The sequence below is a fragment of the Pantoea sp. Fr-CA_6 genome, assembly GCF_024520895.1.
Classification (GTDB): Bacteria; Pseudomonadota; Gammaproteobacteria; order Enterobacterales; family Enterobacteriaceae; genus Pantoea; species Pantoea agglomerans.
Map to the genome: position 1 here is coordinate 24563 of NZ_JALNPO010000020.1, position 19331 is coordinate 43893.

Consider the following 19331-nt stretch of genomic DNA (forward strand, 5'->3'; position numbering starts at 1 on the left):
CATGACTGTATTTCCCGTTAAACACAGCAAATTATTGTGCCAGCCCGAGCATCTGTTGCCACGCAGCGAACTGGTACAGCTGATTCAAAAGCTGACACAGAATCTGGTTAACATCACCGATGAGACAGGCGAGTTTTTATTACGACTGGACGATGGCCGGGTGATTGATACCAAAGGCTGGGCGGGTTGGGAATGGACACACGGCATCGGTCTGTATGGCATGCTGCACTACTATCAGCAGACCGGTGACCAGCAGACGCTGGCCATTATTGATGAGTGGTTTACGCAGCGTCTGGCGGAAGGCACGCCGACCAAAAATGTGAATACCGTTTGTCCTTTTCTGACGCTGGCCTACCGTTACGAAGAGACCGGGAACCCGGCCTGGGTGCCGGTGCTGGAGCGCTGGGCAGAATGGGTCATGTATGAGATGCCACGTACCGAACAGGGCGGCCTGCAGCACATTGTCTATAACAACGAAAACCCGCAGCAGCTCTGGGACGATACGCTGATGATGAGCGTAATGGCGCTGGCGAAAATTGGCCAGTTGCTGAAGCGCGATGAGTGGATTGAAGAAGCGAGTTATCAGTTCCTGCTGCACACCCAGTATCTGATGGATCGCAAAACCGGCTTATGGTTCCACGGCTGGAACTTTGACGGTCGCCATAACTTTGCTGATGCACGCTGGGCGCGCGGTAACAGCTGGGTGACGATTGTTATTCCCGACTTCCTGGAGATGATGAACTGGCCTGAGCATCACGCTACCCGCCGTTTTCTGCAGCAGGTGCTGGAGACCCAGGTTAAAGCGCTCAGGGAGTGTCAGCACAGCAGCGGATTGTGGCACACCCTGCTTGATGATCCGCACAGCTACCCGGAAGCCTCCGCCACCGCCGGGTTTGCCTATGGCATTCTGAAAGGGGTTCGTAAGCGTTATCTGCCCGCGGAGTATCGCGAGGTGGCAGAAAAAGCGTTGCGCGGCGTGATTGCCAATATTGATGACGATGGCGAGTTAAAACAGGTCTCCTTTGGTACCGCAATGGGCAAGGATCTGGATTACTACCGCACGGTTCCTCTGACCTCTATGCCCTACGGCCAGGCGATGGCCCTGCTCTGCCTGACAGAGTATCTGCGCGTTTACCTCTGAATCCCGGCCAAAAAAAAGCCCCGCTAAGCGGGGCTTTTTCATCTCTGTAAATCATTACATGCTGCGGATGTAATCATCCATATCGGTTTTCAGGTTATCGGATTTAGTCCCGAAAATCGCCTGCACACCGGAACCGGCAACCACCACGCCACGGGCGCCGAGGTTTTTCAGTTCAGTCTGATCCACTTTCGCCACATCGGCGACGCTGACACGTAAACGGGTGATACAGGCATCCAGGTTGGTGATGTTCTCTTTACCACCAAACGCCGCCACCAGTTTGCCCGCCATCTCTGTACCGGTCGCGGTAGATTGCTCGCTGCTGCTGCTCTCTTCACGGCCAGGTGTTTTCAGATCCAGCTTCGCGATCAGTACACGGAATATGGTGTAGTAAACCAGACCATAGATGATACCAACAATCGGGAACAGCCAGATTTTACTGCTGTTGCCGCTCAGGACGATAAAGTCGATCAGACCGTGAGAGAAGCTGGTGCCATCACGCATCCCAAGCAGGATACAGATTGGGAATGCCAGACCCGCCAGCAGCGCATGGATCACATACAGGATTGGTGCCACGAACATGAATGAGAATTCAATCGGTTCGGTGATACCGGTCAGGAATGCGGTCAGCGCGGCGGAGATCATGATACCGCCCACTTTGGCGCGATTTTCAGGCTTCGCTGAATGCCAGATAGCAATCGCTGCCGCTGGCAGACCGTACATTTTGAACAGGAAGCCGCCAGAGAGTTTACCTGCGGTCGGGTCACCCGCCATATAGCGCGGGATATCACCGTGGAACACCTGACCTGCCGCATTGGTGTATTCACCGATCTGCATCTGGAAAGGAACGTTCCAGATGTGATGCAGACCAAATGGCACCAACGCACGTTCAATTACGCCATAAATACCAAAGGCGACAACCGGGTTTTGATAGGCTGCCCACTGCGAGAATTCCTGAATCGCGGAACCGATCGGTGGCCAGATAAAGGAGAGCAGTACGCCAAGAATGATAGCTGCCAGACCGGAAATAATCGGCACAAAACGCTTACCGGCAAAGAAGCCCAGATATTCTGGCAGCTTGATGCGGTAGAAGCGATTAAACATGTAAGCGGCGATGGAACCGGCGATAATACCGCCCAGTACCCCGGTGTCGGCGAGGTGTTTAGTCTCGATCTCCGCCGCAGGCAGATGCAGCACCAGCGGGGCAACCACCGCCATGGTTTTCACCATGATGCCATAGGCAACAACCGCTGCCAGCGCCGAAACGCCGTCATTATTGGTAAAGCCCAGCGCCACACCAATAGCGAAAATCAGCGGCATGTTGGCGAACACCGATCCACCCGCTTCTGCCATCACATGCGAAACCACTGCAGGTAACCAGCTGAAATTGGCTGAACCGACCCCTAACAAAATACCGGCAATCGGCAGAACCGATACCGGCAGCATCAGCGATTTACCGACCTTTTGAAGGTTGGCAAAAGCATTTTTGAACATAGCGTGAAGCTCCTGAGTAAGAGTGCATATTTGCGCAGTGCGCGTGGCAAAGAGGGAGGATTCTTTGCCGGGCTGGCGGTGACCGCCTTTTGATTTATTACGAAGGGTAAAATAATTCCCGATTTGTTACTTTGACGGGTATCACGTTTCGACAATCACAAGGGCGCACTTTACGAAATTTCTTACTGATCCGCACCAGTAATCGGCGATAAAAAGCTGACCCTGTCTGAAAAAACAGGGTCATATACGCAGGTTACAGATTAATTACAGAGGCTGAAATAATAGCTGATCAGGCGCCCAGCTGGCTCATCGGGATATGAAACAGCGTGGAGAAGTTTTGGGTGGTGGTGGCTGCCAGCGTTTCTAAATCCACCCCTTTCAGGACAGCCAGATATTCGGCAACATCGCGCGTATAAGCGGGCTGATTCTCTTTACCACGGAAAGGCACCGGGGCCAGATAAGGCGAATCCGTTTCCACCAGCATCCGATCCAGCGGCACATAGCGTGCGGCTTCACGTAACTGCTCGGCATTGCGGAATGTGACGATGCCGGAAAAAGAGATGTAGAAGCCCATATCCAGCAGTTTTGCTGCGGTGGGCTGATCCTCAGTGAAGCAGTGCAGCACGCCGCCGCAACGTTCAACCTGCTCTTCACGCAGAATCGCCAGCGTATCTTCGCGGGCATCACGGGTGTGAACAATGATCGGTTTGTTCAGCGCAATACCGGTACGGATATGTTCCCGGAACGAGCGCTGCTGCTGATCTTTCGTTTCTGGCTGATAGTGATAATCCAGCCCGGTTTCCCCCAGAGCCACCACCTGAGGATCGGCAGAGAGCCGACGAAACTCCTCAACATCATAGGCCTCTTCCTGATTCAGCGGATGCACACCGCAGGAGAGCGCTATATTTTTCCGTTCGCCGACCAGACTTTTAAGGGTATGAAAACCCGGCAGCGTGGTGGCGATTGCCAGCATAAATTTCACATCACGCGCCGCCGCTTTGGCGATCACATCATCCAGGTCACGATGGTTCTTTTCATAGTCCAGGCCATCAAGATGGCAATGGGAATCCACAATAAACATAATTACTCTCAGATAGGTTTAGCCGACAAGCGCGGGCTTCTGTTTGTCCGCCCAGCTCAGAAGCTGATCGGTCAGCAATAATTCGCGATTCACCGATGCCACATGCAGTAGCTGCTCGCGACAGCGCATCCACTCCTGGAGGCTGCTGTTGAGCGCGCTGGCTGAAAAGTATCCGGCCAGCAACTGCACCACATCCTGACGATCGATATTACTCAGCCACTGACCTGCATGTTGCTGCCACTTCATTGCATCCAGCAGCAAAGAGAGCAGCCAGCCGATACGCGCTGCCGCGTCGTCGGCGTTCAGCGCAGGCAGCAGTTGCAGGATGTCCTGCTGCAACGCAGCGGACAGCGCATCGCAGAGCTTCTGCCGGGCCTGCCACGGTCCGTTTTCCAGCAGGTTCAGCGCCGCACCGGGTGCACCTGCGCTCAGACGCAGAGCCGCCAGCAGCATCTGTTCGTCGTGCGCAGCGTGCTTCTTCAGCCAGAGCAGGCTTTGTCCTTCGTCCGGCGGCGTCAGATGCAGCGCCATGCAGCGGCTGCGCAGCGTGGCCAGAAGGCGCGAGGGATCGCGGCTGCTGAGGAAGAACCAGCTGTTGGCTGGCGGCTCTTCCAGCGTTTTCAGCAAGGCGTTGGCCGCCGCTTCCGAAAGCTGCGCGGCATCCGGCAGCCAGACCACTTTCGCGCCGCCCTGCTGACCAAAGTGGTACATTTTTTCCGTTACCTGCCGCACCGCGTCGATGCCCAGGGTACTTTTGCCCTTCTCCGCCTCAAGCCGATACCAGTCAGGATGGGTATTGGCCTGCATCAGTTGGCAACCGTGACACTGCCCGCAACTTTTCAGGCCATCCCGCTGCTGGCACATCAGCCAGCGGCTCATCCCCCAGACCAGCGCCTCATCGCCCATACCTGCCATCGCCTGGATCAACAACGCATGGTGAGCGCGATTCTCCTGATGCTGGCCAATTACCTGGCGATAAGGCTGATTCAGCCACGGGTACCAGTTCATCACGCCTGCTCCGCCAGCCAGCCATCCAGCGCCGACTGAAGTGACGCTGTCACATCACCCAGTGATTGTGTCGCATCGATGGTGATGATGGTGGGGTCCTCCGCTGCCAGCGCCAGATAGCGGGCGCGGGTGCGTTCAAAGAAGCGCAATGACTCCTGCTCAATGCGATCCAGCTCACCGCGCGCACGGGCGCGCTGCAGACCGATGTCGGGTGTCACATCAAGATAGAGCGTGAGATCGGGGCGGAAATCGCCTAACACGGTATCGCGCAGCGTCTGCATCAGACCGGCGTCAAGTCCACGTCCGCCCCCCTGATAAGCCTGAGAAGAGAGATCATGACGGTCGCCGATCACCCAGGCACCGCGCGCCATCGCCGGTTTAATGACTGTCTCCACCAGCTGAACCCGCGCCGCATAGAGCATCAGCAGTTCCGCTTTATCTGTAACCTGCTCGCCCTCAATACCCTGCTTAACCAGCACCCGCAGCTGTTCCGCCAGCGGCGTACCGCCTGGCTCACGGGTAAAGACCAGATCGTGAATGCCACGGGCACGCAGCGTAGCGACGATGGCGTCACGCGCGGTGGTTTTACCGGCGCCTTCCAGGCCTTCAATGACGATAAACTTACTGTTCATTTTTTTCCTTTAGCGTCTGCCGGTAAACCTGCACCGCCTTGTTATGGCTGGCAAGATTAGTCGTAAAGGTATGGCCGCCCTTGCCGTCCGCAACAAAGTAGAGATAGTTGGTTTTCTCGGGATGAGCCGCTGCCTGCAGAGAGGCTTTACCCGGCATGGCGATCGGACCCGGCGGCAGACCGTTAATGATATAGGTATTGTAAGCGCTGGCCGTCTCAAGATCTTTGCGGGTCAGCGTCCCGTTATAGCTGTCGCCCATGCCATAGATGACGGTGGGATCGGTCTGTAACCGCATACCGGTGCGCAGGCGATTGATAAACACCGAGGCTACGCGCGCGCGCTCTTCGCTGACGCCGGTCTCTTTCTCAATGATTGAGGCCATGGTCACCAGCTCCTGTGGGGTTTTATAGGGCAGATTATCCGCCCGTCCCTGCCACACCTCAGCAATGGTTTTTTTCATCCGCTCATGAGCGCGCTGCAGCAGCGCCATATCGGTGGTATTAGCCGTGTAGAGCCAGGTATCCGGGAAGAAGTTGCCCTCCAGCTGCTCAGGCTCCACTTTTAGTGCGCTGGCAAGGGTGGCGAACTGATCATCTTTCAGGGTATGCCGGATATAAGGCGCTTTGCGCAGCTCACTCAGCCACTCTTTCAGCCGCTGGCCTTCCACGAACCGCACCGGGAACTGCGCCTCTTTACCGCTGGCCAGCAGCTGTAACAGCGAGCGCACCGTCATGGTCGGCTCAAGGCGATAGGTACCCGCCTTGAAGGTCGCCAGTTCAGGTTCCAGACGCAGCAGCGCGCCAAACCAGATACTGTGCGGAATAATCTTCTGCTCTTCCAGCTGCGCTTCAAGTGCGACCCGGCCCGTGCCGGCAGGCAGCGTGTAGATCGTTTCCTGCTGCAGGGTTAACGGGGTAGCCGCAAACCGCTTAACCTGCCAGTAACTCAGCACAGCCGCGAGACCCACGATCGCCAGCAGGCTGACGACGATTTTTTTGCTTCGAATCATGATGCATCCATTATCTTTTCACAGCTTGCGCGCAACTGATTAAACAGCGAGCGCTCAGTAAACTCTACCGCTTCTATCTGTCGGACCGGCAGGACCGGCATCAGCGCGTTACATATCACCACTTCATTGGCGGCCAGCAGCTGCGCCGGTTCGCTTTTTATTACCTGGCAAGCCTGGCCTTCGGCCGCAAGTTGCGCCATCAGACTCCGCCGCATAATGCCATCCACACCCGACGCTGACAGATCAGGCGTGAAAATTTGCGAGCCCTGACGCCAGAATAAATTGGCCGCACAGCATTCCACCACCCAACCTTCAGTGTCAAGCACCAGTGCCTCGTCGGCGTCTGTCTGGTCAAGATGAGCTCTGATCATCACCTGCTCCAGACGATTAAGGTGCTTGATACCGGCAAACTGTGGGTTTCGTGCCAGACGGATCGGGCTGAGCCGGAGTGACACGCCACGCTGCTGTAAATCGGCGTAGTGTTGCGGCCAGGGCGCCAGCGAGACAATTCGCGTGGGTTCACCACAGCCGCGCCGGCTGTAGCCCCGTCCGCCGCTGCCCGTGCTGATAATCACTTTTAGCACCGCCTGGGTTTGTTGCTGCGCGGCCTGTCGCATTTCAGTCTCAAGCTGAAGCCAGTCGACGCCATCAATCCATAACCGCTCACAACCCTCTCTGAGGCGCTGAATGTGGCTCTCCAGCAGCACGATTTTACCCTGACGCACCGCGGCGGTAGTATAACAGCCATCCCCAAACTGCAGGCCGCGGTCGCTGGCGGCCAGCATCGATTGTTTTAACCCGTTAATCCACATGGTTCTCTCCTGAGCGTGACTCGTGATTTCAGCGCATTCTGCAGGATAAAAAAAGGCCCGCATCGCGGGCCTTTTTAGCAATCAACAACGATTACACTTTACGGAAGATCAACGAACCGTTGGTTCCGCCGAAACCGAAGGAGTTACACAGGGTGTACTCCAGACCGGGAACCTGACGCGCGGTGTGGGGCACGAAGTCGAGATCGCAGCCCTCATCCGGATTGTCGAGGTTAATGGTCGGTGGAATGGCCTGGTCGCGCAGCGCCAGAATCGAGTAGATCGATTCAACCGCGCCTGCCGCACCCAGTAAGTGCCCGGTCATTGATTTGGTCGAGCTCACCATCACGCTGCTGGCTGCTGCCCCAAAGACCGATTTCACCGCCCGCGCTTCCGCTTTATCACCCGCTGGCGTGGAGGTGCCGTGCGCGTTGACATAGCCGATCTGCTCTGGCGTAAGCTGAGCATCGCGCAATGCGTTGATCATTGCCGCCGCGGCGCCTGATCCATCTTCTGGTGGTGAAGTCATGTGGTAGGCATCGCTGCTCATACCAAAACCTACGATTTCCGCGTAGATTTTCGCACCACGTTTCTTCGCATGCTCATACTCTTCGAGTACCACAATGCCAGCGCCGTCACCCAGCACAAAACCGTCACGATCTTTATCCCACGGGCGGCTGGCCGCTTGCGGGTTTTCGTTACGGGTTGAGAGAGCACGTGCTGCACCAAAGCCACCGACGCCTAATGGCGTACTGGCTTTCTCTGTGCCACCCGCCAGCATCACATCAGCATCGTTATAGGCGATGATACGTGCGGCATGACCGATGTTATGCACACCAGAGGTACAGGCTGTCGCGATAGAGATACTTGGACCTTTCAGGCCATACATGATGCTGAGATGACCCGCCACCATGTTAACGATGGTTGAAGGCACAAAAAATGGGCTGATTTTGCGCGGGCCGCCGTTGACCAGTGAAGTATGATTCTCTTCAATCAGACCTAAACCACCGATGCCGGAGCCAATTGCTGCGCCCATACGGCTTGCATTTTCGTCGGTAACTACCAGACCACTGTCCTGCATGGCCTGCATACCGGCCACAATGCCGTACTGGATGAAGGCATCCATCTTGCGCTGATCTTTGCGCGAGATGTAGTCATCACAATTAAAATCTCTTACCAGACCTGCAAAACGTGTTGCATAAGCACTGGTATCAAAATGGTCGATCAGGGTAATGCCGCTCTGACCGGCAAGGAGAGCACTCCAGGTAGACTCTACGGTATTGCCGACAGGAGACAACATGCCAAGACCAGTCACAACTACACGACGCTTAGACACGTTCGTCCTCCAGGGAGGGGAAATAGGGAACTATGTGGGACAAACAAAAAAATCAGGCGGTCGAGCGACCGCCTGAAGATATTCATTAGCCTTTATGGCTATTGATATAGTCGATCGCTGCCTGAACGGTAGTGATTTTCTCAGCTTCTTCGTCTGGAATCTCAGTATCAAACTCTTCTTCCAGAGCCATCACCAGCTCAACGGTATCAAGAGAATCGGCACCCAGGTCTTCTACGAAAGATGCAGAGTTGGTGACTTCTTCCTCTTTCACACCCAGCTGCTCACTGATGATTTTCTTAACGCGTTGTTCGATATCGCTCATACTATTTAATTTCCTATCAAAACTCGCTTTCGCGATGGTTTTCGTAGTGTATAAAATGGTGAAAAAGATGCAACAAAATCCCGGCTGGTCGAACCACGATTTTGCGTTATTTTGCGGTTCTAACCGCAAATAAAGCAAATCATTTCGTGATTTATCAGACCATGTACATTCCGCCATTGACGTGCAGCGTTTCACCTGTGATGTAGGCTGCTTCGTCAGAGGCTAAAAATGCCACAGCATTGGCGATTTCCTGAGCATCGCCTAAGCGACCCGCAGGAACTTCCGCCAAAATACCGGAACGTTGATCTTCGTTCAGTGCCCGCGTCATGTCAGTCTCAATAAAGCCTGGAGCCACGACGTTGACGGTAATGCCACGTGACGCGATTTCGCGCGCCAGTGATTTGCTAAAGCCAATCAAACCCGCTTTTGCTGCCGCATAGTTTGCCTGGCCCGCATTACCCATAGTTCCAACAACGGAACCAATGGTGATGATACGGCCCACGCGCTTTTTCATCATGGCACGCAGGACCGCCTTGGAAAGGCGGAATACCGATGTGAGGTTGGTATCCAGGATATCCTCCCACTCATCGTCCTTCATGCGCATGAGAAGATTATCACGCGTAATGCCTGCATTATTGACTAAAATATCCACTTCGCCAAATTCAGCACGAATATTCTCTAAAACAGTGCTGATTGAGTCAGCGTCAGTCACATTCAGTAACAGGCCTTTGCCCTTGTCGCCAAGGTAAGCACTGATGGCGTCGGCGCCACTCTGGCTGGTTGCAGTTCCTACCACTTTAGCACCGCGTGCCGCCAGTGTTTCTGCAATCGCACGACCAATGCCGCGACTCGCGCCGGTAACCAGCGCAACTTTACCTTCAAAGCTCATGATTTTCCTCTTATTCCTTACCGAGTGCAGCCGTCAGGGATGCAGTATCGTTAACGGCAGCCGCTGTCAGGCTATCGACAATACGTTTCGTCAGTCCGGTCAGGACTTTACCTGGCCCCATCTCCAGGAGCTGCGTCACGCCCTGTGCTGCCATCGCTTCCACGCTCTCGGTCCAGCGAACCGGGCTGTAGAGCTGACGGACCAGCGCATGGCGGATGGCCGCAGCGTCGGTTTCAGCTTTCACATCGACGTTGTTGATCACCGGTACCGCAGGCGCGTTAAAGGTGATGCTCTCCAGCGCCACCGCCAGTTTATCGGCCGCAGGCTTCATCAGTGCGCAGTGAGAAGGAACGCTGACCGGCAGTGGCAAGGCACGCTTAGCGCCCGCTGCTTTACAGGCGGCACCCGCACGTTCAACGGCTTCTTTGTTACCCGCAATAACCACCTGGCCCGGCGAGTTAAAGTTAACCGGTGAGACAACCTGACCCTGCGCGCTCTCTTCACAGGCTTTGCGGATAGCCGCGTCATCCAGGCCAATAATCGCCTGCATCGCGCCAGTGCCTTCAGGCACCGCTTCCTGCATCAGTTTGCCGCGCAGTTCAACCAGCTTCACTGCATCCGCAAAATTAAGCACACCCGCGCAAACCAGCGCTGAATATTCACCCAGGCTGTGACCGGCCATCAGGGCTGGCTGTTCACCGCCCTGCTGCTGCCAGACACGGTAGATTGCCACGGAGGCGGCTAACAGTGCAGGCTGAGTCTGCCAGGTTTTGTTCAGCTCTTCAGCCGGACCCTGACTTACTAATTGCCACAGATCATATCCCAGCGCGTCAGAGGCTTCACGGAAGGTCTCTTCTACCAGCGGATACGTTGCCGCTAATTCAGTCAGCATGCCCACGGTCTGTGAACCCTGACCGGGGAAAACAAATGCAAATTGCGTCATTTTTCGTTCCTGTCAATCAAAAGCGAACCAGCGCAGAACCCCAGGTGAATCCACCACCAAAGGCTTCCAGCAGAATAAGGTGTCCGGGTTTGATGCGGCCATCACGGACCGCTTCATCCAGTGCGCTTGGCACCGATGCGGCAGAGGTATTGCCATGACGATCCAGTGTGACGACCACTTTATCCATGGTCATGCCGAGTTTTTTCGCGGTGGCGCTGATAATGCGCAGGTTCGCCTGATGCGGCACCAGCCAGTCCAGCATTTCACGATCGAGATTATTGGCCTGCAGCGTTTCATCAACGATGTGAGCCAGCTCGGTGACGGCAACCTTGAAGACTTCGTTGCCTGACATGGTGACATAAGCGGGCTGATCCTGATGCGCACGATCCTGATAAGGCAGCGTCAGCAGCTGTGAATAGCGACCATCAGCATGAAGATGGGTAGAGATGATCCCCTGCTCTTCGCTCTGACCCAGCACGACCGCGCCTGCACCATCGCCAAACAGGATGATCGTGCCGCGATCTTCCGGATCAAGTGCGCGTGCCAGGACATCAGCACCAATCACCAGCGCATGTTTCACTGCGCCATTTTTGATGTATTGATCGGCCACGCTCAGTGCATAGGTGAAACCTGCACAGGCGGCAGCGAGGTCAAACGCCGCGCAGTCTTTGATTTCCAGCATTTGCTGGATCATGCAGGCAGAACTGGGGAAGGCATGGCTGGAAGAGGTTGTGGCGACAATAATCAGCCCAACATCGTTCGCTTCAATGCCTGCCATTTCAAGGGCGCGTTGCGCCGCGCTGAATCCCATGGTGGCGACGGTTTCGTCAGGCGCAGCAATACGACGCTCGCGGATGCCGGTACGGGTAACAATCCACTCGTCCGACGTCTCCACCATTTTTTCCAGATCGGCATTGGTGCGGATCTGGCTTGGCAGATAACTGCCCGTACCGATAATTTTGGTATACATCTAGGCTTTGTCACTCCTGGCTAATACAGCATCAAGGCGCGCAGCAATTCGCTCGGGAATTTGCTGCCTCACCGCCTGCTCTGCCTGTTCTATCGCCACAGCGAAGGCGTGTTGATTTGCCGCACCGTGACTCTTGATCACTGTTCCGCGCAATCCTAACAGACAAGCGCCATTGTACTGGTCAGGGTGGAGATGCCCGAAGCGCTTCGTCAGACGTTTCCGAATCCAGCGCCCCAGCAACTGAAGCCACCATGACCGTTTTTTACCTTCCCCTGATGACTTCAGCAGAGAAAGAAACATTCTTACCACGCCTTCCATAGTCTTCAGCGTGACGTTTCCGACAAAACCGTCACAGACCATCACATCCGTTTTACCGGTGAGCAGTTCGTTACCTTCAAGGTAACCAATATAGTTGATTTGCGGTGATTCTCGCAGCACTGCCGCGGCGTCGCGGATCGTTTCCAGCCCTTTGGTCTCTTCATGACCAATATTGAGCAACGCGACACGGGGCCGTGCAATACCAAGCACATGCTCAGCCATTACCGACCCCATTACAGCAAACTGCACCAGCATCGCACTGTCTGAGCCCACATTTGCGCCCAGATCCAGCACCACGGTTTTACCCTGTTGCTGGTGCGGTAAAACGGACATCAGCGCCGGACGTTTAATGCCATCCAGCGGTTTTAATAAGAGTGTCGACAGCCCCATCAGCGCACCGGTATTCCCGGCGCTGATGCAGGCCTGCGCACGTCCCTCTTTAACCATCTCCAGTGCCACACGCATTGAGCTGCCGCGACTGTTGCGGATGGCCTGAGCGGGCCGCGCATCACTTGCAATAACCGATTCGGCAGGGATGACCTGCAAACGCCCCATCAGGGAGGAATCCGCTTTGGCAAGCAATGGCATGAGAGTGTCGGGGTGTCCGACCAGAAGAAGGAATAGTTCCGAATGAGAGGCCAGTGCCTGCAATGCTGCAGGCACTGTCACGCAGGGACCGAAGTCCCCGCCCATGGCATCAATCGCCAGGGTCAAACGTGTCAAGGTATCGCCTTGCTAAGCAAGAAACTTACTTAACGATAACCTTGCGACCGCGGTAGTAACCGTCCGCAGTGATGTGGTGACGCAGATGAGTTTCGCCAGAAACTTTATCTACTGACAGAGCAGCAGTGGTCAGCGCATCGTGCGAACGACGCATACCACGCTTAGAACGGGTGGGTTTATTCTGTTGTACGGCCATGGACCTTACTCCTATTACTTACGCTTTAAACTGGCTAATACGGCAAATGGATTTGGTTTCTCCACCTCTGCAGGCAGTTTACCAAAGACCATGTCCGCCTCGGACACTTCACAGTGTTCAGAATCGTGCACCGGAACGACCGGCAGCGCGAGAATAATTTCATCCTCGACAACCGCCAGCAGATCGATCTCACCAAACTCGTTGACATCGACCGGCTCGTACGCTTCCGGCAATGCCTCGGCCTGCTCTTCAGAAGAGACAGGGCTGAAGCAGTAACTCACTTTTACGTGATGAGGAAAGGTCTGGTTGCAGCGCTGGCAACGCAACGTCACTTGTACTTCAGCAGTACCCGTCAGTACTGCCAGACGTTGGTTATCAACCGCAAACGACATGGCACAATCCACATCACTGTCCACACTAACGACCGACTCGGCCACACGCTCCACCTGTACAGATGTGTAGACACCCTGATAATCAAGGCGCTTCTGAGCAGTGCGGACAGGGTCCAGCGTTAGGGGTAATTTTACCTTTTGCATAGGGCGCGCATATTAACTTTGTAATGTCATAGAGTCAAAGAAAAAGGCCGTTAAACAGCATCTTTCAACCACTATTCGCATCCAGTGCGGCGCACAGTTTAAAATGACTGTCACCAATTCGCTATCACTATTGAAAAAAAATGACGCCATCGATTCTTTTAGCTTCAACCTCGCCCTTTCGGCAGGCATTACTGCATAAACTGGGCCTGCCTTTTATTACCGCCGCGCCTGAGGTTGATGAGTCACCTCAGCCCGATGAAACCGCTGAAGTGCTGGTGACCCGTCTTGCCGTGGCTAAAGCGCAGGCGCTGGCAAAAACGTATCCCAGCCACTGGATAATCGGCTCCGACCAGGTTTGCGTGCTGGATGGCGCAATCGCCGGTAAGCCTCACACGGCTGAGAATGCGCGGGCGCAACTGCGTGCCGCCAGCGGAAAAGCCATTACCTTTTATACCGGTCTGGCGCTATTTCATCCGGCCAGTGGCACGCTGCTGCACTGCTGTGAGCCCTTTGTGGTTCATTTCCGCACGTTAACTGACGCTGAAATCAGCGGCTATGTGGAAAAGGAACAGCCGCTTCAGTGTGCGGGCAGTTTTAAAAGTGAAGGTCTGGGGATTTGTCTGTTTGATCGGCTGGAGGGACGCGATCCCAATACGCTGGTCGGGCTGCCGTTGATCGCGCTCAATGAGATGTTGCAGCAGGCCGGCATCAATCCTTTAACGAACTGATGCCGGAGAGATTACGCTTTCCGCTGACGCAGCTTAAGCAGGCATTGCTTCAGGCCATCATCCAGTGGCGCTTCGACCCGCATCACTTCGCCAGTGCCGGGATGCGTAAAGGTCAGCGCCGCAGCATGCAGGAAAAGGCGTTTTAAACCGGTTGCCGCCAGCTGACTGTCAAACTCACGTTCTCCGTAGCGATCGTCGAAGGCAATGGGATGCCCGGCATGCAGCGTATGGACGCGAATCTGATGGGTACGACCGGTGACCGGGCTCGCTTTCACCAGCGTGGCAAACTCAAACCGCTCTTCTACTTTAAAGCGGGTTTCTGAGGCTTTGCCTTCGCTGCTGACGCGCACCACGCGCTCACCGCTTTGCAGGATGTTTTTCAGCAGCGGCGCCTGAACCACCTTCAGGTGTGACGGCCAGTTGCCGCGCACCAGGGCCAGATAATCTTTCTGCATCCCCTTTTCACGCAGTTGCTCATGAAGAGAACGCAGCGCCGAACGCTTTTTAGCGACCAGCAGAATGCCGGAGGTGTCACGATCCAGGCGATGCACCAGCTCCAGAAAGCGCGCTTCCGGTCGCAGGGCACGTAACCCTTCAATCACCCCGAAGCTGAGTCCGCTACCGCCATGCACGGCTGTGCCGGAAGGCTTGTTCATCACCAGCAGCGACTCATCCTCAAACAGGATGGCATCGGCCAGTGACGCCACTTTCGCCAGTTTGGGGGAAACGGCATCTTCATCGCGTTCCGCTACCCGAACCGGCGGAATGCGCACCTCATCGCCCTCCTCCAGCTTATATTCTGGCTTGACGCGCTTTTTATTCACCCGCACCTCGCCTTTGCGAACGATGCGATAAATCATGCTTTTGGGCACACCCTTGAGCTGGGTGCGCAAAAAGTTATCAATGCGTTGTCCGGCATTTTCAGCCGTGATGGCGACAAAATGTACGCCGGGATTCTCTGTTTTCATGGCGGCGATTCTAAATAGTGTCCCCTGATAGCGCCACCCCTTTTTCTGTGCTTAACTCTGGAGTTGATGTGACGGCAGGTCGCCTCTCTGCTGGCTTTTTCAGCAAAGCGCTGTTTTGTCCGACACATTAGCGATTTAAATGTAAAGAAACTTCACAAGCTGGCTAAAGTCGCCTTGCTATATGAAGGTTAGCAATGGAATAATGCTTGAGTTTCTTACCTGAACCATTTCAGGGCAGAAAAAGAGCGAAATTGTCATTTTGCCGGATTGAGCAGACACGCAGCAATGGCGTAAGACGTAATGCGAAATCAGGCACTTAGCGGGCTGCGGGTTGCGGCCTGGACAACAGTATGGGATGCACGGGTTTTCTTTATTCTCTCAGGCATTTCCACTATCTGGTGCTGTTTTCCCTTATGAAAAACAGGCCACCGACGTTATTTGCGCCCCTCGCGCGGTCGACAGCCGTGAGGTTGACGACATTGCACTAAGTCACGGGGCCATCGGTTGATACTCGTCCAGGGTAACTATGCCCGCAGCTGTAATCACTCATGAAAGAATAACGAGTAAGTCACGATGAAAAGAATGTTAATAAACGCAACTCAGCAGGAGGAGTTGCGCGTTGCCCTGGTTGACGGTCAGCGTCTGTACGATCTGGATATTGAAAGTCCTGGACACGAGCAGAAAAAAGCCAACATTTACAAAGGTAAAATCACTCGCATTGAACCCAGCCTTGAAGCTGCGTTTGTCGATTACGGCGCAGAGCGTCACGGTTTCCTCCCGTTAAAAGAAATCTCCCGCGAATACTTCCCCTCCAGCTACAACGCGCATGGTCGTCCGAATATTAAAGACGTGCTGCGTGAAGGTCAGGAAGTCATTGTTCAGATCGATAAAGAAGAACGCGGCAATAAAGGCGCTGCGCTGACCACCTTTATCTCTCTGGCGGGCAGCTATCTGGTACTGATGCCGAATAACCCACGTGCAGGCGGTATCTCTCGCCGTATCGAAGGTGACGATCGTACCGAGCTGAAAGAAGCCCTGTCGGCGCTGGAACTGCCGGAAGGCATGGGCCTGATTGTCCGTACTGCGGGCGTTGGTAAATCAGCCGAATCGCTGCAGTGGGATTTAAGCTTCCGTCTTAAACACTGGGAAGCGATCAAGAAAGCCGCTGAAAACCGCCCTGCTCCGTTCCTGATCCATCAGGAAAGTAACGTGATTGTGCGTGCCTTCCGCGACTATCTGCGTCAGGACATCGGTGAAATCCTTATCGATAACCCGAAAGTACTGGAACTGGCGCGTCAGCATATCGCTGCGCTGGGCCGTCCGGACTTCAGCAGCAAAATTAAGCTCTACACCGGTGAAATCCCGCTGTTCAGCCACTATCAGATCGAATCGCAAATCGAATCCGCTTTCCAGCGTGAAGTCCGCCTGCCTTCCGGTGGCTCGATTGTGATCGACAGTACCGAAGCGCTGACCGCTATCGATATCAACTCAGCACGTGCAACGCGCGGCGGTGATATCGAAGAGACGGCGTTCAACACCAACCTTGAAGCGGCCGATGAGATTGCTCGTCAGCTGCGTCTGCGTGACCTGGGCGGCCTGATCGTTATCGATTACATCGATATGACGCCGGTACGCCATCAGCGCGCGGTTGAGAATCGTCTGCGTGAAGCTGTTCGTCAGGACCGCGCCCGCATTCAGATCAGCCACATTTCACGTTTCGGCCTGCTGGAGATGTCCCGTCAGCGTCTGAGCCCGTCATTAGGTGAATCCAGCCATCACGTCTGCCCACGCTGTAGCGGCACCGGCACCATCCGTGATAACGAGTCACTGGCGCTGTCGATCCTGCGTCTGATTGAAGAAGAAGCGCTGAAAGACAACACCAAAGAAGTTCACGCCATTGTTCCGGTTCAGGTGGCCTCTTACCTGCTGAATGAAAAACGTGAAGCGGTTAACGCTATTGAAACACGCCAGGGTGGCGTGCGGGCTATCATCGTTCCTGATGACAAGATGCAGACCCCACACTACTCCGTGCTGCGCGTGCGCAAAGGCGAAGAGACGCAGACCCTGAGCTATCATCTGCCGAAGCTGCATGAAGCCGAAATGGCGATGCCGTCGGAAGAGGAACATGCTGAACGTCGTCGTCCTGAGCAGCCTGCTCTGGCCGCGTTTGTGATGCCTGATGCGCCTCCGGCACCGGTAGAAGTTGAGCCAGAAGCGCAGCGCGCTGAAGCCCAGCCAGCCGCAAAAGCAGCACCTGCTGTGGCTGCGCCTGCTACCGTCAGCACCGGCTTCTTTGGCCGTCTGCTTGGTGGCCTGAAAAAAATGTTCGCAGGCGAAGAAGCCCCTGCCGCCGCACCCGTGGCCACTGAGGTTGCAGAACCGCAGAAAGCGCCTGAAAGCGAGCAGGAAAACGGCAACGGCCGTGGCGAGCGCCGCAGCAACAATAACAACCGTCGTAACAATAATCGTCGTGAACGTACGCCGCGTAACGGAGATAACGCGCAGTCGCGTGAAGGCCGCGAACCACGCGAAAACCGTGAGCCTCGTGAAAACCGCGAACCTCGTGAAAGTCGTGAACCGCGCGAAAGTCGCGAGCCACGTGAAAATCGCGAGCCGCGCGAGGGTAACGATAATCGCCGTAACAAGCGTCAGTCCCAGGCTGGTGAAGTGCGTGAAGAGCGTCCGGCACTGAGCGAAGAAGCGCGCCAGCAGCGTGATGAGCAGCAGCAACAGCGCCGTGAACAGCGTGCTGAGCGTCAGCGTCGTCGTCAGGAAGAGAAACGCGCCGGTGAAGAAGCCGCCAAAGTGGCTGAGCAGCCGGTAGTGGTAGCCGACGTTCCGGACGTGACCGAGCCGCAGGATGATGAGCGCGTACAGGTTATGCCGCGTCGCAAGCCGCGTCAGCTGAACCAGAAGGTGCGTGTTGATGATAAACGTCCACCTATGCCAGCCGAAGCCAGCGACTTTGCCCAGCCGGCTGAAGTGCGTCAGCCTCAGCAGACAGACGTGGCTCAGCCGCAGCCTGAGTTCCAGGCACCGCAGGGTGAAGAGCAGGATGACAACGACAACCGTGATAACGCCAATATGCCGCGTCGTTCACGTCGTTCGCCTCGTCATCTGCGCGTCAGCGGACAGCGTCGTCGTCGTTACCGTGATGAGCGTTATCCGACTCAGTCAGCAATGCCGCTGGCCGCTGCAGCTGCATCACCAGAGATGGCATCCGGTAAAGTCTGGATCCGTTACCCGGTGAGCCAGGCCAGCGAAGAGCAGGTTCAGAATGTGACTCACGAGACGCCAGCGTACAACCGCGAAAAGACAGCAGACGCCGCCAGTGCACAGCCCGTTGCTGCCGCTGTTGAATCTGTTGCTCAGGAGGCGCCAGTGCAACAGGCCGAGCCGCAGGCAAAAACGCCAGTGCCGGTTGTGAATACTGACGATACCCGTGCTATCGACGCGCCGGTTGACGAGCAGCCTTCCGTTGTTCCGGCGGCAGATGAAGCAAAAGCGGAAGCGGTAGCAGCCGAAGCCGTGCCTGCTGAGCCTGTCACCGAAGCGCCGGTTGTGACACCTGCGGTTGAGACTGCACAGCCTGCAGCAGTTGCAGAAGAAGCACAGCCTTCAGAGGTTGCTGAGCAATCGGCTACCGACGTCAGCGAAGCGATCGCAGCAGAAGTTGAAGAAGTTCTGAATGCGCCGGTCGCTGCTGAAGCTGAAACAGCGCCAGTTCGTGAACCTCATGCTCCGGTGGCCGCACGCGATGTCGCCCCTGCAGCACCGGTGACTGCGGCCGAACCTGTTGCATCAGTGCCTGCAACGGCATCCGAGCCTGCAACTGCCTCAGTGCCGAATGACGGTACGCGCTGGAAGCATTTTGCCTCTGCGCCGATGACTAAAGCACCTGCGCCAGTCTGGCAGTCAGAACCGGCACCGCACAGTGACTGGGTGCGTGCACCTTATGAGTTCGACGGTCGCGGTTCTGCGGGTGGTCATAGCGCCACACATCATGCCACTGCCCCGGCGACCAAGCCGTAACGCACAAGCTGTTGTGAACTGAACCCCGGCCTGCAAGCCGGGGTTTTTTTATGCCTGCGATTCTGCCCGCCAGCGGACAGAGGATAATTAACCTCCCCTCCTCGCTTATCAGGAATCAGGAAAGTGTGTGCGTGTGTGCGTGTGTGCGTGTGTGCGTGTGTGCGTGTGTGCGTGTATGCGTGTCTGAGTGATAGCGTGA

18 protein-coding genes are annotated in these 19331 nt (G+C 55.5%); 3 read left to right on the top strand and 15 right to left on the bottom strand.

The window, feature by feature from the left end; all coding sequences use genetic code 11:
* The first annotated feature begins 1 nt into the window (after window position 1).
* The gene (locus NR201_RS21465; RefSeq protein WP_010669859.1) at window positions 2–1141 is read left to right on the top strand and encodes a glycoside hydrolase family 105 protein; all 1140 of its coding nucleotides are present in this window, start codon (window positions 2–4) and stop codon (window positions 1139–1141) included.
* Window positions 1142–1195: 54 nt separating this feature from the next.
* On the opposite strand, the gene ptsG is transcribed toward NR201_RS21465, so the two are convergent.
* The 14 genes from ptsG to yceD all read right to left on the bottom strand — a co-directional run bounded on the left by ptsG (window position 1196) and on the right by yceD (window position 13404).
* Window positions 1196–2632, bottom strand: a complete 1437-nt coding sequence (gene ptsG, locus NR201_RS21470; RefSeq protein WP_256850152.1) for a PTS glucose transporter subunit IIBC — start codon at window positions 2630–2632, stop codon at window positions 1196–1198.
* A gap of 289 nt (window positions 2633–2921) precedes the next feature.
* Complete coding sequence (locus tag NR201_RS21475) at window positions 2922–3713, bottom strand: metal-dependent hydrolase (RefSeq protein WP_033757273.1); 792 nt, start codon at window positions 3711–3713, stop codon at window positions 2922–2924.
* An 18-nt stretch (window positions 3714–3731) separates the two neighbouring features.
* Entirely contained in the window at window positions 3732–4721 is a 990-nt protein-coding gene (holB, locus tag NR201_RS21480; RefSeq protein ID WP_256850153.1) for a DNA polymerase III subunit delta', read from the bottom strand.
* Window positions 4721–5353 carry a dTMP kinase gene (gene tmk, locus NR201_RS21485; RefSeq protein ID WP_256850154.1) on the bottom strand — a complete coding sequence of 211 codons (633 nt, stop codon included), beginning with the start codon at window positions 5351–5353 and terminating at the stop codon, window positions 4721–4723. The genes holB and tmk overlap by 1 nt, the downstream gene beginning before the upstream one ends.
* Window positions 5343–6362 (bottom strand): cell division protein YceG, encoded by a 1020-nt coding sequence (yceG, locus tag NR201_RS21490; RefSeq protein ID WP_158131835.1) that lies wholly within the window; start codon window positions 6360–6362, stop codon window positions 5343–5345. The genes tmk and yceG overlap by 11 nt, the downstream gene beginning before the upstream one ends.
* The gene (gene pabC, locus NR201_RS21495; protein ID WP_256850155.1) at window positions 6359–7174 is read right to left on the bottom strand and encodes an aminodeoxychorismate lyase; all 816 of its coding nucleotides are present in this window, start codon (window positions 7172–7174) and stop codon (window positions 6359–6361) included. Before pabC ends, yceG begins: the two co-directional genes overlap by 4 nt.
* Before the next feature lie 91 nt (window positions 7175–7265).
* Complete coding sequence (gene fabF, locus NR201_RS21500; protein ID WP_010246329.1) at window positions 7266–8507, bottom strand: beta-ketoacyl-ACP synthase II; 1242 nt, start codon at window positions 8505–8507, stop codon at window positions 7266–7268.
* A gap of 85 nt (window positions 8508–8592) precedes the next feature.
* The gene (gene acpP, locus NR201_RS21505) at window positions 8593–8829 is read right to left on the bottom strand and encodes an acyl carrier protein (protein WP_003849865.1); all 237 of its coding nucleotides are present in this window, start codon (window positions 8827–8829) and stop codon (window positions 8593–8595) included.
* 154 nt (window positions 8830–8983) lie between these two features.
* The gene (gene fabG / locus NR201_RS21510) at window positions 8984–9718 is read right to left on the bottom strand and encodes a 3-oxoacyl-ACP reductase FabG (protein WP_010246337.1); all 735 of its coding nucleotides are present in this window, start codon (window positions 9716–9718) and stop codon (window positions 8984–8986) included.
* Window positions 9719–9728: 10 nt separating this feature from the next.
* A complete protein-coding gene (gene fabD, locus NR201_RS21515; RefSeq protein ID WP_010669852.1) occupies window positions 9729–10661 on the bottom strand; it encodes an ACP S-malonyltransferase in 933 nt (310 codons plus the stop codon).
* A gap of 16 nt (window positions 10662–10677) precedes the next feature.
* The gene (locus NR201_RS21520) at window positions 10678–11631 is read right to left on the bottom strand and encodes a beta-ketoacyl-ACP synthase III (protein ID WP_010246341.1); all 954 of its coding nucleotides are present in this window, start codon (window positions 11629–11631) and stop codon (window positions 10678–10680) included.
* Complete coding sequence (gene plsX / locus NR201_RS21525) at window positions 11632–12672, bottom strand: phosphate acyltransferase PlsX (protein ID WP_256850156.1); 1041 nt, start codon at window positions 12670–12672, stop codon at window positions 11632–11634.
* Between the two features lie 25 nt (window positions 12673–12697).
* Window positions 12698–12868: a 50S ribosomal protein L32 gene (gene rpmF, locus NR201_RS21530; protein WP_003849870.1), complete on the bottom strand. Its 171-nt coding sequence runs from the start codon at window positions 12866–12868 to the stop codon at window positions 12698–12700.
* Between the two features lie 14 nt (window positions 12869–12882).
* Complete coding sequence (yceD, locus tag NR201_RS21535) at window positions 12883–13404, bottom strand: 23S rRNA accumulation protein YceD (RefSeq protein ID WP_010246346.1); 522 nt, start codon at window positions 13402–13404, stop codon at window positions 12883–12885.
* A 140-nt stretch (window positions 13405–13544) separates the two neighbouring features.
* Here yceD and NR201_RS21540 point away from each other — a divergent pair, with 140 nt between their 5' ends.
* Entirely contained in the window at window positions 13545–14132 is a 588-nt protein-coding gene (locus tag NR201_RS21540; RefSeq protein ID WP_052270907.1) for a nucleoside triphosphate pyrophosphatase, read from the top strand.
* Between the two features lie 11 nt (window positions 14133–14143).
* On the opposite strand, the gene rluC is transcribed toward NR201_RS21540, so the two are convergent.
* Window positions 14144–15100, bottom strand: coding sequence for a 23S rRNA pseudouridine(955/2504/2580) synthase RluC (rluC, locus tag NR201_RS21545; protein WP_010669849.1), 957 nt, complete (start codon window positions 15098–15100; stop codon window positions 14144–14146).
* A gap of 573 nt (window positions 15101–15673) precedes the next feature.
* Here rluC and rne point away from each other — a divergent pair.
* Complete coding sequence (rne, locus tag NR201_RS21550) at window positions 15674–19132, top strand: ribonuclease E (protein ID WP_256850157.1); 3459 nt, start codon at window positions 15674–15676, stop codon at window positions 19130–19132.
* Window positions 19133–19331: the final 199 nt, after the last annotated feature.

Coding starts and splice junctions, on each gene's coding strand:
- pabC (WP_256850155.1), bottom strand. CDS start 7,174: ATGTGGATTAACGGGTTAAAACAATCGATGCTGGCCGCCAGCGACCGC.
- rluC (WP_010669849.1), bottom strand. CDS start 15,100: ATGAAAACAGAGAATCCCGGCGTACATTTTGTCGCCATCACGGCTGAA.
- fabD (WP_010669852.1), bottom strand. CDS start 10,661: ATGACGCAATTTGCATTTGTTTTCCCCGGTCAGGGTTCACAGACCGTG.
- ptsG (WP_256850152.1), bottom strand. CDS start 2,632: ATGTTCAAAAATGCTTTTGCCAACCTTCAAAAGGTCGGTAAATCGCTG.
- holB (WP_256850153.1), bottom strand. CDS start 4,721: ATGAACTGGTACCCGTGGCTGAATCAGCCTTATCGCCAGGTAATTGGC.
- NR201_RS21520 (WP_010246341.1), bottom strand. CDS start 11,631: ATGTATACCAAAATTATCGGTACGGGCAGTTATCTGCCAAGCCAGATC.
- fabG (WP_010246337.1), bottom strand. CDS start 9,718: ATGAGCTTTGAAGGTAAAGTTGCGCTGGTTACCGGCGCGAGTCGCGGC.
- rpmF (WP_003849870.1), bottom strand. CDS start 12,868: ATGGCCGTACAACAGAATAAACCCACCCGTTCTAAGCGTGGTATGCGT.
- yceD (WP_010246346.1), bottom strand. CDS start 13,404: ATGCAAAAGGTAAAATTACCCCTAACGCTGGACCCTGTCCGCACTGCT.
- NR201_RS21540 (WP_052270907.1), top strand. CDS start 13,545: ATGACGCCATCGATTCTTTTAGCTTCAACCTCGCCCTTTCGGCAGGCA.
- NR201_RS21475 (WP_033757273.1), bottom strand. CDS start 3,713: ATGTTTATTGTGGATTCCCATTGCCATCTTGATGGCCTGGACTATGAA.
- NR201_RS21465 (WP_010669859.1), top strand. CDS start 2: ATGACTGTATTTCCCGTTAAACACAGCAAATTATTGTGCCAGCCCGAG.
- rne (WP_256850157.1), top strand. CDS start 15,674: ATGAAAAGAATGTTAATAAACGCAACTCAGCAGGAGGAGTTGCGCGTT.
- tmk (WP_256850154.1), bottom strand. CDS start 5,353: ATGAACAGTAAGTTTATCGTCATTGAAGGCCTGGAAGGCGCCGGTAAA.
- yceG (WP_158131835.1), bottom strand. CDS start 6,362: ATGATTCGAAGCAAAAAAATCGTCGTCAGCCTGCTGGCGATCGTGGGT.
- acpP (WP_003849865.1), bottom strand. CDS start 8,829: ATGAGCGATATCGAACAACGCGTTAAGAAAATCATCAGTGAGCAGCTG.